Raw genomic sequence first — 13,135 nt, forward strand, 5'->3', positions numbered from 1 at the left:
AAATCAGCGTTTTTTGGTCACCGGCAGATTGTCTGCACGCCATTGGGCCATGCCACCGCTGAGCACATACACCTGCTTGAAACCGGCCTTGCTCAGTTGGCGACCCGCGCCACCAGCGGTCATCCCCGACTCGCACACCACTATGATGGGGGCATCCTTGTGCTTTTCAACCGGACCCAGATTATTCGCCTGGATCTGGGCGAGCGGCAGGTGATGGGCCCCGGCCAGATGACCTTTGGCAAATTCATCCTGACTGCGAATGTCCACGACGGTGGCATTTTCACGGTTGATAAGCAGGGTAGCGGCGTGGTTGTTGACCGCCTTCACCGGAGAAAAACGAGCACGCACAGTGGTGTACACCAGGGTGCCTGCCAGGCCCAACCAGGCTGCGGTCAGCAGCGGATTGCGGGCCGCAAAATCCAAATACTCTTGCATCTTCTACTATCCAGGGACCAAGACAAGGGCCCGAGTATACATGGGGCCCTGCATAAGATCAGCCATCTTGGCGGCAAAGCGAGAGCAAGCTCCCATCAGGGATGGCTGCCGATTCTTCCTCCTCCAACCGGGCCGAACGAGAGGATGCGCCATGCCGAAAAGAGGGGCGAAACAGAGGAAAACCCGCCGCGGCAGACAAGCCGGCAACATGCCTAAAACAGCGGGATAACAGTTAAAAAGCGAGGCTGGAGAGGGACTTGGCTATCAGGTGACTATTTCGGCAGATGTAGTAATATTACGCTAGTTTCACTTCCCGCAATTCATTCCTATCCGAGAGGACATAGTCTTATGTCAACAGCTAAGAAACCGCTGGTTCTGGTCATCATGGACGGTTGGGGCTACAGCACCAAGCAAGAGTACAATGCCGTTGCTGCCGCCAAGACCCCCAACCTGGATCGCCTGGCCCGTGACTACACCAGCACCCTGATCTCCGGCTCCGGCCTGGACGTGGGTCTGCCGGACGGCCAGATGGGCAACTCCGAAGTGGGCCACACCAACATCGGTGCCGGTCGCGTCGTCTATCAGGAGCTGACCCGCATCTCCAAGGACATCCAGGACGGCGACTTCTTCCAGAACGTCGAGCTGGCCAAGGCTGTCGACGCTGCCGTGACCAAGGGCAAGGCCGTGCACATCATGGGTCTGATGTCCCCGGGTGGCGTACACAGCCACGAAGAGCACATCATGGGCATGATCGAGATGGCCGCCAAGCGTGGCGCCGAGCAGATCTACTTCCACGCCTTCCTGGATGGCCGCGACGTCCCGCCGCGCAGTGCCCAGTCCTCCATCGAGCTGTTCGACGCCCTGTTTGCCCGACTGGGCAAGGGTCGTTTCGCCTCCATGATCGGTCGTTACTACGCCATGGACCGCGACAACCGCTGGGATCGCGTGCAGCAGGCCTATGACCTGATGACCCAGGGCAAGGGCGAATTCACCGCCGACAACGCCACCGACGCGCTGGCCGCTGCCTATGCCCGCGACGAGAACGACGAGTTCGTCAAGGCCACCCGCATCGGCGACGCTGCACCGATGATCGACGGCGACGCGCTGATCTTCATGAACTTCCGTGCCGACCGCGCCCGCGAAATCACCCGCGCCTTCGTCGATACCGACTTCACCGGCTTCGCCCGCACCGCCACCCCGGCCCTGCACTTCGTGATGCTGACCGAATACGCGGCCGACATCAAAACCGCCTGCGCCTATCCGCCCACCGCCCTGGTCAATACCCTGGGTGAGTGGCTGGCCAAGCAGGGCAAGACCCAGCTGCGCATCTCCGAGACCGAGAAGTACGCCCACGTCACCTTCTTCTTCAACGGTGGCGAAGAGGCCTGCTTCAGCGGCGAAGATCGCGAAATCGTGGCGAGCCCGAAAGTGGCTACCTATGACCTGCAGCCGGAGATGAGCTCCGAAGAGCTGACCGACAAGCTGGTTGCGGCCATCAAGAGCGGCAAGTACGACGTCATCATCTGCAACTACCCGAACGGCGACATGGTCGGTCACACCGGCGTGTTCGATGCGGCCGTCAAAGCCTGTGAAGCGGTCGACCACTGCATCGGTCGCGTCACCGACGCCCTGGCGGAAGTGGGTGGCGAGTGCCTCATCACCGCAGACCATGGCAACGCCGAGAAGATGATGGACGAAGAGACCGGTCAGGCCCACACCGCCCACACCAATCTGCCGGTTCCCCTCATCTACTTCGGTCGTAAAGCCGAGGTCGCCGAAGGCGGCAAACTGTCCGATCTGGCCCCCACCATGCTGACCCTGATGGGTCTGCCGGTGCCGCCGGAAATGACTGGCAAGCCCCTGATGATTCTGAAATAATCCTGCCCCATGCGGGGATGCGAAATTATTTCACAGAAAACCAGTCGCGTCGGCCTGTTGGTCGGCGCGCTGTTTTTTTGCCTGATCGGCGGTACCGGCACAGCCCGGGCTGCGAACCAGCAGCTGGGGGCCATGCAGTCCCAGATCAAGGAACAGCAACAGACCCTCAAGCTCAGCAAGCAGGAGCTTGCCAAGCTCAACACCCAGCTCAAGGCTGACGAGCAGGCCATTTCGGCTGCCGCCGCCAAACTCGAGCAGACCAGACAGCAACTCCGGCAGAACCAGCAGAAGCTGGCGTCCCTGCAGCAGGACAAGCTGGCACTGGAGCAACAAGCCAAACACCAGAAGCAGTTGCTGGCCAAGCAGGCGGAAAGCGCCTTCCAGGCGGGCAACCACGATTACCTCAAACTGCTGCTCAACCAGCAGGATCCGGCCAAGCTGAGCCGCGCCCTCGACTATTTCGATTACCTCAACAAGGCCCGTATCGAGGCCATTGAAGCCCTGCGCGCCACCCGTGACAAGCTGGCCAAGAACCAGCAGGCCACCAGGGAGACCGAGAACCGCCTCCAGACCCTGCTCGGCGAGCAGCAGGAGCATCACCAGAGCCTGCTGGCCAGCCAGCAGAGCCGTGCCAAGGTGCGCAACCAGTTGCAGCAATCGGTGCAGGCCGACGAGCAGAAGCTCGACAAGCTGGTCAAGGCGGAGAAGGCGCTCAAGGCGCGGCTGGAAGAGCTGCGTCGCCAGCAGGAAGAAAAGGAACGCCGCGAACGGGCAGAGCGGGAGCGCCTCGCCAAGATCAAGGCCGAGCAGGAGCGCCAGCGCCGTCTGGAGGCCCAGCGCCTGGCAGCCGAACAGAAACGCATCGAGGAGCAGCAGCGGATCGCGGCCCAGCAGCGCCAGGTCGGCGAACAGCAGCGGCTGGCGGCCCAGCAGCAGCGCGTCGCCGAACAGCAGGCCAAGGTGGCGCAGCAGCAAGCTGCCGCCCGCAACAGCGCCAAGGCGAGCAGCAACGGCTACGGCGGTCTGAGCACGGGTGGCAACCTGCGCTGGCCGGTGCAGGGCCCCATCCTCATCTCCTACGGCTCGCCGCGTACCGCCGAGCTGAAGTGGAAGGGCACCCTGATCGGCGCCAGCGAAGGGACCCAGGTCAAGGCGGTGGCTCCGGGCCAGGTGGTCTACGCCGACTGGCTCGACGGCTTCGGCATGCTGCTGGTCATCGACCACGGCAAGGGTTACATGAGCCTCTACGGCCACAACCAGTCGCTGCTGCGCCAGGTGGGACAAAAGGTGGAGCAGGGTGAGCCCGTGGCCCTGGTCGGCGACAGCGGCGGACAGGAGCGCTCCGGCCTCTACTTCGAGATCCGCTATCAGGGCGAGGCCATCAACCCGACCAAGTGGCTGGCCAGACGCTAAGCCCGCCTTGGCGGTGCCCGAGTGGAGTCCGCTACCTCATCCCCAGCCCTTCTCCCGCGAGGGGAGCAGGGAGCAAAAGACAGCAACACCGCGTCGTTTACCACTTCACCTGACAAAAAGTCTGCATCGCGCAGGCTTTTTACTTGGCAGGGGAGGCACCACACCGCCCGCCCCGATGATGAAAACTTACCTCTTTTCCATCCCGCTCAGGGGAAGACCACCAGCCCGATCTGCTCCAGTAGCCCCTGCTGCTGATCTTCATTGATCTGCACCCCGGCGAGGTTGACCCGGCGCAGATCCAGGCCGGGCAGATCGCACTGGCGCAGATCGCAGCCTTGCAGGTTGAAGCTGGTCCAGTCGATTTGCCCGAACTCGGAGCCGCTGAGATCCGAGCCCGCCAGGGAGGCGCCCAGCAGGTTGGCCCCCTGCCAGCGGTTGCCGGCAAGCTCGCACCGCTCCAGCAGGCAGCTTTCGAAGTTGGCGTAGCTGAAGTTGTTGCCGGTGAGGTGGGCTTCGCAGAAGTAGCTTTTGGCGGTGATCCGGTTGGCGAAGCTGGCATGGGCGAAGTTGATCCCCATGGCCTGGCAGTCGCGCATCTCCAGCCCAAGACACTGGCTGCGGCCGAAGTCCGCCAGGGTGAGATCGCAGCGCAGGAAGCTCGCCTCCCTCAGATCGCAGCCCTGAAACAGGCATCCCAGCTCCCGTTCCCTGTCATAGAAGCTGCAGTCGACGAAGCGGCTCTCCCCGAGATCGAGCCAGGAGAAGTGACAGCCGATGAAGCGGCACCCCTGGAACTGCTCCCCCTCCACCTCTTGCTGCTCGAAGTGGACCCCCTCGAAACACCTGCCCTTGATCATCCCCTGCCCCCTGTTGATGGCGTCATATGCTGACATTGCCGTGCAAAAACGGTAATGTTACGTGTAACATTTTTTTGCCGGATCCCCAGATGAACGACACCCGCAAGCGCCGCCCTACCCTGCAGGACATTGCCGACCTGACCGGTGTCACCAAGATGACCGTCAGCCGCTACCTGCGCGACCCGTCCGCCGTGGCCGAAGGGACCCGCGAGCGCATCGCCGCCGCGGTGGAGGAGCTCGGCTACATCCCGAACCGGGCGCCGGACATGCTGTCGAACGCCACCAGCAAGGCGATCGGCATCCTGATCCCCTCCCTCTCCAACCAGGTCTTCTCAGCGGTGATCCACGGCATCGAGGCGGTGACCCGGCCCGCCGGCTACCAGACCCTGCTCGCCCACTACGGCTACAGCCCGGAGCGGGAGGAGGAGCAGGTCGCCTCGCTCCTCTCCTACAACGTGGACGGGCTCATCCTCTCGGACACCCAGCACACCGAGCGCACCCGCAAGATGATCGCCACCGCCGGCATCCCGGTGGTGGAGACCATGGATCTGCCCCTCTCCCCCATCGACATGGTGGTGGGCATGGATCACCGGGCCGCCGCCCGGGCCATGGTAACAGAGATGCTGCGCCGGGGACGGCGCAAGGTGATCTACCTCGGCGCCCGGCTAGACGTGCGCACCCAGCTGCGAATGGAAGGCTACTACCAGGCGATGGCCGATTTCGGTCTGACCGGCCAGCACCTGCTGACCGAGCAATCCTCCAGCTTCACCCTGGGGGGAGAGCTGCTGGCCCAGGCCATGGCGCGCTTCCCCGATCTCGACGGCCTGTTCTGCACCAACGACGACCTCGCAGTGGGGGCCCTGCTGCAATGCCAGGCCAGGTGGATCCCGGTGCCCCAGCAGGTGGCCATTGCCGGCAGCAACGCCCTCGACATCGGCCACGCCATGACCCCCAAGCTCGCCAGCATCGTCACCCCCCGCGAGACCATAGGTCGCGAAGCCGCCATCATGCTGCTGGCCCGCCTCGGCGGCCAGCCGCTGGCGACCAGGTGCAAGGACATCGGCTTCTCCCTCTATGAGGGGGAAAGCCTCGGCTGATCCCCGGCCATCATGGCGCGTTCGACCGCCATGATGGCGCCTTCTCCCCTCTCCCCTCGCCGTCCCCTGGCCTATGCTGGCTCCTCCATCCACCCTGTCAGGAGCAGACCATGCACCACACCGAACGATTGAAAGCCTGCCTGCAGCGCGTCATCTGCGATCCCGCCTTCCCCCTGGCGGAGCTCGACGCCTGGTTCACCCCAGACTACTGCCAGGAGGTGAACGGCGAGCGGCTCGACTACCCGGCGTTTCACCAGCACATCGCCACACTGCGCCGCCATCTGGCCGGTGCGAGCATCGAGTTTGTCGCCACCCTGGCGCAGGGGGAGCGGGTGCACTCGACCCATGTGGTACGGGCCACCCGCCAGGACGGCGGCACCCTGGTCTGCAAGGTAAGCGGCCTCTTCACCTTTCGCGGCGACCGGATCTGCCACACCGACGAGGTGACCTGTCTGCTGGCAGGCAGCAAGGAGGATGCGGATATCGGCTCGCGGCGCTGACTGCCGGCAACCCGCAGACACCGCCATGGCGGGCAGGAAGGCAGACGACGGGCCCTCAGGCCGCCGGTTCGCGTCGGGCAAGGCGCTGGAGGGCGCGGGACAAGGCGCCGGGATCCTCGTAGCCGAGCCGATCGGCGATCTGGGCCAGCGTGAGCCCCCTGTGCTGCAACTGGCGCGCCCGTCCCAGCACCACCTGCTCCCGCCACTGGCGAAAGCTGCACCCCAGCTGCTGGAGGAAGAGCCGGTTGAGGGTGCGCACCGAGGCGCCGCAATCTGCCGCCAGCGCCGTCAGCGTCAGATGGATGGCGGGTGCCTGGCACACCCTGTCCAGCACCCGCAGCAGGCGCGGGTCCAGCGCCCCGGCGAGGGGAATGCGCGCCGCGAGCGGGTCGGCGCGCTCCAGCTCCTGGCCAAGCACCGTCAGATAGGCCCCTTTCACCTCCTCCTCGGCCAGCTCGGACAGGCGGGCGAAGAGGCCCGCCAGCAGCGGGCTGGCCTGCAAGGGGCCGAAGGCGGTACGGGCCGACGTCGGCACATAGAGGAGGGAGAGCCGGGAGCGGCGCAGCACGCGAAACTCGTGCTCCCACCCCGCCGGAATAAAGCAGATCTGGCCCGCCACCAGCAGTTCTCCCTCCCCTCGCCCCGTGATGATGCCGCCCCCGTCGTGCAGATAGCAGTATTGGGCATGGGGGTGGCAGTGCAGCGCGGTGAAGTGCCCTTGCGGGTAGGATGGATGCAGACAGGACATGAAGGCTCCAGGGGAGAGGGGCAGCCCCCGACCTTAAGCCAGGGCGAGGCCGGAAGCAAACGGCCCACCCCCTCCGGGGGCGGAAAAACAGCAGGCCACCCGGGGGTGGCCTGTTTAATTTTTCTAAACGATATTTGCTTAGCGTTTAACCAATTCAACCGCTTCCCGGGAGAGGCGGGTCACCTCCTCCCAGTTGCCGCTCTTGACGGCGTCTGCCGGCAGCATCCAGGAGCCGCCGACGGTGGCCACACATTTCAGCGCCAGGTAGTCGGCCACGTTTTTCGGGCCGATGCCGCCGGTGGGGCAGAATTTCACCTGGGGCAGGGGCGCCGCGATGGCGGAGAGTGCCTTGGTGCCGCCGTTCGCCTCGGCCGGGAAGAATTTGAGGTGGTCGTAGCCCGCTTCCAGCGCCTGCATCACCTCGGACGGGGTGGCCACCCCCGGGATCAGCGGCGCCGTGCTCTTGGCCGCGTGGGCCAGCAGGGCCGGGGTCATGCCCGGGGAGATGACGAAGCGGGCACCGGCAGCGACGGCGGCATCAAACTGCGCGCAGTTGAGCACGGTACCGGCACCGACCATGGCATCCGGCATCGCCTTGGCGATGAGGGCGATGGCGTCCAGCGCCACCGGGGTGCGCAGGGTGATCTCGAACACCGAGATGCCGCCGTCGAGCAGCGCCTTGGCCATCGGCAGGGCCTGCTCCAGGTCGTTGATGACCATCACGGGTACCAGGGGGGAGGCGGCAAACACCTCGGCAGGGGTCACTTTCCAGTTCTGCATAGCTCTTCCTTAGTCAAAGATGGTGGCGCCGCACTCGGCGCTCGATACCGCGCGACGCATCACGCTGAACAGTTCACGACCCCACCCCTCTTGTTCCAGGGTGAGGTCGATCTCGGCCTGGGTACGGCCACTCAAATCGGTCAGGCAGTCGAGGCGGCCTGACTCGGCATCCACCCGCAGCAGGTCGCCATCGGCGAGCAGGCCGATGGCCCCGCCGTGCAGCGCTTCCGGGGTGACGTGGATGGCGGCCGGGATCTTGCCGGAGGCACCGGAGAGGCGACCATCGGTGACCAGGGCCACCTTGTGACCCGCCTTCTGCAGGTTGCCAAGCACCGGCATCAGCTTGTGCAGCTCCGGCATGCCGTTGGCGGCCGGGCCGTTGTGGCGCACCACGATGACGGCGTCCTGGTTCAACTCACCGGCCTTGTAGGCCGCCTCCACCGCATGCTGGGAGGAGAAGACCCGGGCCGGGGCCTCGATGACCCGATACTCGGGCGCGACGGCGGAAACCTTGACCACGGCGCGGCCCAGGTTGCCCGCCAGCAGCTTGGTGCCGCCGGTGGCCTGGAACTCGCTGCCAGAGGGGGAGAGCACGCTCGGATCCCCGCTCTCGCCCACCGGTTGCCACACCAGCTTGCCATCCACCAGTGCCGGACGGCTGAGGTAGTCCTGCATCTCGCCGAAGACCGGGGTGGCATCCATGTGGATCAGCCCTTCTTCGGCCAGACGACGCATCAGGCCGGGCACGCCCCCCGCCTGCTCGAAGGCGTTGACGTCCGCCGGGCCGTTCGGGTACATGCGCACCAGGAGCGGCACCACGTCGGAGAGATCGCTCAGGTCGTCCCAGGTCAGCTCCAGCCCGGCGGCACGGGCCAGCGCCACCATGTGGATGCTGTGGTTGGTGCTGCCGCCGGAGGCGAGCAGGGCCACCAGGCCGTTGACCAGGGCGCGCTCGTCGATCACCGCACTCAGGGGGCGATAGGCGGGGGAGCCCGGGATCATGGCGCTGATGCGGCGGGCCGCTTCCTCGGTGAGGGCGTGGCGCAGCTCGCTGTGCGGATGCACGAAGGCGGAGCCCGGCAGCATCAGGCCCATGGCTTCGAACACCAGCTGGTTGGTGTTGGCGGTGCCGTAGAAGGTGCAGGTGCCCGCCGCGTGGTAGGCGCCGCACTCCATCTTGAGCAGGGCGTCGCGGCCCACTTCACCGGCAGCGTACTGCTGGCGCACCTTCACCTTCTCGTCGTTGCTGATGCCGCTCGCCATGGGGCCGGCAGGCACGAAGGCGGTGGGCAGGTGGGCGTGGGAAAGCGCCCCCATGATCTGGCCCGGGGCAATCTTGTCGCAGATGCCGAGCAGCAGGGTGGCGTCGAAGGTGTTGTGGGAGAGGGAGACCGCGGTGGCCTGGGCGATGAGGTCCCGGGAGAAGAGGGACATGTCCATCCCCGGCTGACCCTGGGTCACGCCGTCGCACATGGCGGGCACGCCGCCGGCGACCTGGGCGCTGTGGCCGAGCTCCGCCAGGGCGCCCTTGATGATGTCCGGGTAGCCCTGATAGGGCTGATGGGCACTCAGCATGTCGTTGTAGGCGGTGACGATGGCCACGTTGGCGCGGGTCATGTCGAGGATCCGCCCCTTCTCGTCACAGCTCGAGGCGGCCACGGCGTGGGCCAGGTTGCCACAGGAGAGGGAGGCGCGGGTCTTGCCCTGATCAGCCTGGCGCTGGATGCGGGCCAGGAAGCGGGCACGGCGGGCGGTGCTGCGCTCGCGGATGCGGTTGGTCACCTGGGTGATCACGGGATGGGTCATAGCTTTCTCTCCAACTCTATATACGGGCGCGGTCGGCTGCAGCCGGGCGCGCGACATGGCTCATTGCGCCTGCGTCAGCGCGGTGACGGCACGGTCGACCACCTGTTCGAAGGTCCCGTCGATATCGATGCGAAACACGCCGGGCTCGCCATCCGGTCGCTCCAGGGTATCAAACTGGCTTTGTACCATGGCTTCGCGCATGAAGTGGCCCTGCCGTGCCCGCATCCGTTCGAGAATGAGGGACTGGCTGCCATCCAGAAACAGGAAACTCACCGAGTCGTTGCCCTCGCGGATCTGGTCGCGGTACTGCTTCTTGAGGGCCGAGCAGACGATGACGCCGAGCTCGTTCTTGCGCTCCAGGCTGTAGGCCGCATCGCGGATCCGCTCCAGCCAGGGGGCCCTGTCTTCATCGTTGAGCGGGTTGCCCGCCGCCATCTTCTGGATGTTCGCGCGAGGGTGCAGATCATCGCCGTCGATGAACTTGGCCCCCAGGGCATTGGCCACCTTGAGGCCGATGCTGGACTTGCCGCTGCCACACACACCCATCACGATAATGCACTTGCCCGCCATTATTTGACCTCTCTCTCACTTTTCAAAAAACGTTCGCCTGATGGGTTCTAAGCTACCACGTTACCGGTAACATGTTACCGGTAACGTTTCGCAATGTGAAGTGCAGCACAGAAATGTGCAGAACAACAACTAGAACCATTTGAGGACAATTTTATGGACGGAGCAATGAACACACCCGATGTCGCCTATCTGCTCTCGGTAGCGGGCGGAGCCATTGTCATGTTGCTGGTGCTGATCATGCGATTCAAGGTACATGCCTTCGTGGCATTGACCCTGGTCAGCATGCTGACGGCCCTGGCCACCGGGGTCACCTATGACCAGGTGATCCCCACCATGCTGACCGGTTTCGGCGGCACCCTGGCCTCGGTCGCGCTGCTGGTCGGCCTCGGCGCCATGATAGGCCGGATCCTGGAGATGACGGGGGGCGCCAAGGTACTGGCCGATACCCTGATCAACCGCTTCGGCTCCCACCGCGCCCCCTTCGCGCTGGGTGTGGCCTCCCTGCTGTTCGGCTTCCCGATCTTCTTCGACGCCGGTCTCATCGTCATGCTGCCCATCATCTTCAGCGTGGCGAAGCAGTTCGGCGGCTCCGTCCTCAAGTATGCCCTGCCCTCCGCCGGCGCCTTCGCGGTGATGCACGCCTTCCTGCCGCCCTACCCGGGCCCGGTGGCCGCCAGCGAGCTGCTGGGTGCCAACATCGGTCTGCTCACCGTCGTGGGCCTGCTGGTCGCGCTGCCCACCTGGTATCTGGGTGCTTACCTGTTCGGGCTCTGGTCCGGCAAGAAGTTTGAGTTGCCCCTGCCCCCGAGCTTCACCGCCAGTGCCGAGCAGCTCTCCGACAAGGCGCCGAGCTTCGGCCAGGTGATCTCCATCCTGCTGCTGCCGCTGGTGCTCATCTTCATGGATACCGGCCTCAATACCCTGGGCGTCATGGGCGTCATCGACAAGGGTGCGGACTGGGTCAACGTGCTGCGCATGGTCGGCAAGACCCCGGTCGCCCTGCTCATCACTGTGCTGTACGCCCTCTGGATGTTCCGCCAGAGCCAGGGCAAGGTGCAGCTCGAGAAGTTCTGCAACGACGCCCTGGCCCCGGTCTGCGCCGTCATCCTGGTCACCGGTGCCGGCGGCATGTTCGGCGGCGTATTGCGGGCGAGCGGCATCGGCACCGCGCTGGCCGACGTGCTCTCCGATACCGGCATGCCGGTGATCCTCGCAGCCTTCCTGGTGTCCGCCGCGCTGCGGGTTGCCCAGGGTTCCGCCACCGTGGCCCTGACCACCACCGCCGCCCTGATGGCGCCGACCGTGGCCGCCACCACCGGCCTGAGCGAGCTGGACCTGACCTTCATCGTCATCGCCATCGCCGGGGGCGCCACCGTGCTCTCCCACTTCAATGACTCCGGCTTCTGGCTGGTCAGCCGCTTCCTCAACATGGACGAGAAGACCACCCTCAAGACCTGGACCGTGATGGAGACCCTGCTCGGCACCATCGCCTTCCTCATCGTGGCCACGGCCAGCGCCATCCTCTGACGGAAACACATCGGGGCCGCATCCGTCGGCCCCGATGTGATATTGCACCGACTTTTTACGGATTCTTGCTTGGGCCCATCGCCACAGATTGCTAGAATTGCCTATTCTTCGCCCCGAGTGGAACGCTTCATCCCGTGATTTCAGGCTTCTCTATGCATTCATCGGCACATTATCGACAGTTGCTGACCCGCTTACCCCAGATCGCGGTCGCCGCGGATCAGTTCCAGATACTCAGCAGCGCCAAAGACTTCAAGAGCCGGATCCTGTCGCTCATCGCCCATGCGACCCAGCGCATCTATCTGATCGCGCTCTATCTGCAGGATGACGAGGCGGGACGGGAGATCCTCTCCGCCCTCTATGCCGCCAAGCAGCGCAATCCCTCTCTCGACATCAAGGTGTTCGTCGACTTCCACCGCGCCCAGCGCGGCCTGATCGGCAAGGGCAAGCAGGGGGGCAACCACCTGATGTACCAGGCCATGGCCGCCAGCCACCAACACCAGATCGAGATCTACGGCGTGCCGGTCAAGGGCCGCGAGCTGCTCGGGGTGCTGCACCTCAAGGGCTTCATCTTCGACGACACCCTGCTTTACTCCGGCGCCAGCCTCAACGACATCTACCTGCACCAGCAGGAGCGCTACCGCTTCGATCGCTATCACCAGATCCACAGCCCGGCACTGACCCGCAGCATGGTCAACTACGTGGATGACGTCTTCCTCGGCAGCGAGGCCGTCCAGCGGCTGGATCGCACCGGCATCCCCGGCGCCAAGCAGCTCAAGGGGCCGATCCGCCGCTTCAAGCAGCGTCTGCGCCTCTGCCAGTACCGCTTCGAGAGCATCAAGCCCAACGATCGGGAGATCGCCGTGACCCCCATGGTGGGCCTGGGCAAGCGGGGCAACCAGCTCAACCGGATGATCCGCAACCTGGTGCGGGCCACCGAGCGGGAGATCTTCATCTGCACCCCCTACTTCAACCCCCCCAAGGAGTTGAACAAGGACGTGGAGGCGCTGCTCAAACGCGGCTGCAAGGTGACCATCGTCGTGGGCGACAAGACCGCCAACGACTTCTTCATCCCCCCGGAGGAGAAGTTCTCCACCATCGGTGGTCTGCCCTATCTCTACGAGACCAACCTGCGCAAGTTTGCCGAGCGCAACCAGCACCACATCGACAACGGCCGGCTCAACCTCATGCTCTGGTGCTGCGAGAAGAACTCCTATCACCTCAAGGGGATCTTCGTGGATGAGGAGTGGGCCCTGCTCACCGGCAACAACCTCAATCCCCGAGCCTGGGCGCTGGATCTGGAGAACGGCCTGCTGGTACACGACCAGCACCATCACCTGCGCGAGCAGTTCAGTGCGGAGCGGGAGAACATCCTGGCCCACACCCGCCGCATCAGTCACTTCGACCAGATAGAGCAGATCAAGGATTACCCGGATCAGGTGCGCAAGCTGCTGGCCCGGATCCACAGGGTCAAGGCTCACCTCCTGCTCAAGCGCATCATCTGACCGCCAGGGCGCCCCGTCAGTG

At 64.8% G+C, this 13,135-nt stretch carries 12 protein-coding genes; 6 read left to right on the plus strand and 6 right to left on the minus strand.

Going from position 1 to position 13,135, the window contains the following annotated elements; genetic code table 11:
• Positions 1 to 3: 3 nt before the first annotated feature.
• Positions 4 to 435, minus strand: coding sequence for a rhodanese-like domain-containing protein (locus HKD46_RS06430; protein WP_010672546.1), 432 nt, complete (start codon positions 433 to 435; stop codon positions 4 to 6).
• Positions 436 to 783: 348 nt separating this feature from the next.
• Here HKD46_RS06430 and gpmM point away from each other — a divergent pair, with 348 nt between their 5' ends.
• Together gpmM and HKD46_RS06440 are read left to right on the plus strand one after the other, a co-directional pair.
• Complete coding sequence (gpmM, locus tag HKD46_RS06435) at positions 784 to 2,313, plus strand: 2,3-bisphosphoglycerate-independent phosphoglycerate mutase (RefSeq protein ID WP_043153519.1); 1,530 nt, start codon at positions 784 to 786, stop codon at positions 2,311 to 2,313.
• Between the two features lie 9 nt (positions 2,314 to 2,322).
• Complete coding sequence (locus HKD46_RS06440; RefSeq protein WP_043153520.1) at positions 2,323 to 3,726, plus strand: peptidoglycan DD-metalloendopeptidase family protein; 1,404 nt, start codon at positions 2,323 to 2,325, stop codon at positions 3,724 to 3,726.
• Positions 3,727 to 3,932: 206 nt separating this feature from the next.
• Here HKD46_RS06440 and HKD46_RS06445 read toward each other — a convergent pair whose 3' ends face one another.
• A complete protein-coding gene (locus tag HKD46_RS06445; protein WP_041212172.1) occupies positions 3,933 to 4,583 on the minus strand; it encodes a Qnr family pentapeptide repeat protein in 651 nt (216 codons plus the stop codon).
• 89 nt (positions 4,584 to 4,672) lie between these two features.
• On the opposite strand from HKD46_RS06445, the gene HKD46_RS06450 reads away from it, so the two are divergent.
• Positions 4,673 to 5,680 carry a substrate-binding domain-containing protein gene (locus tag HKD46_RS06450; RefSeq protein ID WP_039039499.1) on the plus strand — a complete coding sequence of 336 codons (1,008 nt, stop codon included), beginning with the start codon at positions 4,673 to 4,675 and terminating at the stop codon, positions 5,678 to 5,680.
• 110 nt (positions 5,681 to 5,790) lie between these two features.
• Positions 5,791 to 6,180, plus strand: coding sequence for a nuclear transport factor 2 family protein (locus HKD46_RS06455; protein WP_041214080.1), 390 nt, complete (start codon positions 5,791 to 5,793; stop codon positions 6,178 to 6,180).
• A gap of 55 nt (positions 6,181 to 6,235) precedes the next feature.
• Here the strand turns inward: HKD46_RS06455 and HKD46_RS06460 are convergent, their stop codons facing one another.
• The 4 genes from HKD46_RS06460 to HKD46_RS06475 form a co-directional block, all read right to left on the minus strand.
• Positions 6,236 to 6,928, minus strand: a complete 693-nt coding sequence (locus tag HKD46_RS06460) for an AraC family transcriptional regulator (protein WP_151027772.1) — start codon at positions 6,926 to 6,928, stop codon at positions 6,236 to 6,238.
• 138 nt (positions 6,929 to 7,066) lie between these two features.
• Positions 7,067 to 7,708 (minus strand): bifunctional 4-hydroxy-2-oxoglutarate aldolase/2-dehydro-3-deoxy-phosphogluconate aldolase, encoded by a 642-nt coding sequence (locus HKD46_RS06465; protein WP_039039502.1) that lies wholly within the window; start codon positions 7,706 to 7,708, stop codon positions 7,067 to 7,069.
• A 9-nt stretch (positions 7,709 to 7,717) separates the two neighbouring features.
• Entirely contained in the window at positions 7,718 to 9,514 is a 1,797-nt protein-coding gene (edd, locus tag HKD46_RS06470; RefSeq protein ID WP_043153528.1) for a phosphogluconate dehydratase, read from the minus strand.
• A gap of 60 nt (positions 9,515 to 9,574) precedes the next feature.
• Positions 9,575 to 10,084, minus strand: a complete 510-nt coding sequence (locus HKD46_RS06475) for a gluconokinase (RefSeq protein WP_039039504.1) — start codon at positions 10,082 to 10,084, stop codon at positions 9,575 to 9,577.
• Between the two features lie 165 nt (positions 10,085 to 10,249).
• Here HKD46_RS06475 and HKD46_RS06480 point away from each other — a divergent pair, with 165 nt between their 5' ends.
• Entirely contained in the window at positions 10,250 to 11,611 is a 1,362-nt protein-coding gene (locus tag HKD46_RS06480; RefSeq protein WP_235673808.1) for a GntP family permease, read from the plus strand.
• Between the two features lie 152 nt (positions 11,612 to 11,763).
• Complete coding sequence (gene pssA / locus HKD46_RS06485) at positions 11,764 to 13,113, plus strand: CDP-diacylglycerol--serine O-phosphatidyltransferase (protein WP_042015252.1); 1,350 nt, start codon at positions 11,764 to 11,766, stop codon at positions 13,111 to 13,113.
• The last annotated feature ends 22 nt before the right edge of the window (positions 13,114 to 13,135 follow it).

Origin of the sequence: Aeromonas sp. TW 6 (genome assembly GCF_013168745.1) — a bacterium.
Classification (GTDB): Bacteria; Pseudomonadota; Gammaproteobacteria; order Enterobacterales; family Aeromonadaceae; genus Aeromonas; species Aeromonas caviae.